The 1,277-nt window shown below is 65.0% G+C and carries 1 protein-coding gene; it reads left to right on the forward strand.

What is annotated here, in order from left to right; genetic code table 11:
- Positions 1 to 104: 104 nt before the first annotated feature.
- On the forward strand, positions 105 to 1,256 hold the full coding sequence (locus tag HBA54_RS28580) for an IS4 family transposase (protein ID WP_167232135.1): 1,152 nt from the start codon (positions 105 to 107) through the stop codon (positions 1,254 to 1,256).
- Positions 1,257 to 1,277: the final 21 nt, after the last annotated feature.

Below are 1,277 nucleotides of genomic sequence, written 5' to 3' on the forward strand. Positions count from 1 at the left end.
CCACTGGTGTCCGGTTTAGATTTGGTGGACTGAGCGCACGGTGTTGATTCTACTGGTGTCCAAGCGTTTGGCGACGTCCTGGGACACGAGAAAGGAACAACACCGTGCGCCACCACAATAGCGTTTTCCATGATCTTCTAAAGCGGGTTCCGTGGGACGCGTTTGAGCGTTTGGTGGCCGAGCACGGGGCCGACTACCGCGTTCGGCGGCTTTCGACCAAGAGCCAGTTGGCCGCCTTGTTGTATGGGCAGTTCTCCGGGGCGGCGAGCCTGCGCGAGATCGTCGGCGGCCTGGAGAGCCATGCGCTGAGGCTCTACCACGTCGGCACGCGCCCGGTGTCGCGCTCGACGCTGGCCGACGCCAACGCCGTGCGCGCGAGCGCGGTGTTCAGCGAGCTGTTCGCCGTGATGGTGGCCCGGACGCAGCGTGGACTGCGCCGCGCCGTCGGCGACGCCGTCTATCTGATCGATTCCACCGGCCTGCGCCTGAGTGGCTTGGGCTGCGAGTGGGCGCGCTTCTCGGCCAAGGCCTGCGGCGCCAAGGTCCACGTCGTCTATGATGCCGGCGCCGATCAGCCGATCTACGCAGCCGTCACCGCGGCCAAGACCAACGACATCACCGCCGCCCAGGCCATGCCCATCGAGGCGGGCGCCACCTACGTCTTCGACCTCGGCTATTACGATTACCGCTGGTGGGCCAAGCTCGACGCCGCCGGTTGCCGCATCGTCACCCGCTTCAAGTCCAACACCGCGCTGAGGGTGAGCGCCGAGCTGAAAGTGCCCGAGGACGCCACCAACATCCTCTCCGATCGTGTCGGCCTGCTGCCCCAGCGCCAGGCCAAGAGCCGCAAGAACCCCTTCAGCGATCCCGTTCGCGAGGTGCGGGTCACAATCGCAACCGGCAAGGTGCTGCGCATCCTCTGCAACGACCTCGATGCTTCCGCCCAGGAAATCGCCGACATCTACAAGCGGCGCTGGGCCATCGAGCTGTTCTTCCGCTGGGTCAAGCAGACCCTCAAAATCCGCCACTTTCTCGGCACCAGCGAGAACGCCGTGCGCATACAGATCGCCGTCGCCCTGATCGCCTTCTTGTTGTTGCGCCTGGCCCAAGCCGCCCAGACGGCCATCAAAAGACCGCTCGCCTTCGCCCGCCTCGTCCGCGCCAATCTCATGCACCGAAAGCGCATCGACCGCCTGATCCAGTCCGATCCAGAGCCTCCGATCAACCCCGATCAGATGGTCCTCCAGTGGGCCTAGTCTTAACCGGACACCAGTGGG

The sequence above is a fragment of the Pelagibius litoralis genome (genome assembly GCF_011683915.1).
In the GTDB taxonomy this organism is placed as follows: Bacteria; Pseudomonadota; Alphaproteobacteria; order Kiloniellales; family Kiloniellaceae; genus Pelagibius; species Pelagibius litoralis.